Origin of the sequence: Salmonella sp. SAL4457 (genome assembly GCF_046548235.1) — a bacterium.
Lineage (GTDB): Bacteria > Pseudomonadota > Gammaproteobacteria > Enterobacterales > Enterobacteriaceae > Salmonella > Salmonella enterica.
The window spans coordinates 1-261 of the sequence record NZ_JBGDZO010000731.1 but is presented as its reverse complement, the minus strand read 5'-3'; the positions used below and the strand labels follow the sequence as shown (position 1 = coordinate 261).

The following is a 261-nucleotide window of genomic DNA, read 5'->3' as shown; positions in this document are numbered from 1 at the left end:
CACCGTAGATAGCGTGATCTTCCCGCTTATACTGAATGGCGGTTCTGAATAGGGGTCTGCATGTATGTTATTCACTGATATTTCATGCGATGCGAGACTTTCTGACAAATAACGGAAATAATTTCTCATGTGACGGTCATCTAACGCCACCACAATAATATCTTCCGGAAGAAGTCCCATATCAAGAAAGTTTATTATCTCTTTAGTTATCCAGCTTATTTCTTTTTCAAAACTGCTTGCTATGAAGTTACCTATTAAAGG

1 pseudogene is annotated in these 261 nt (G+C 38.3%); it reads right to left on the bottom strand.

Annotation, left to right across the window (positions count from 1 at the left end):
• A pseudogene (locus ACLJNW_RS26080) lies at positions 1-261 on the bottom strand (hypothetical protein); the annotation flags it as partial.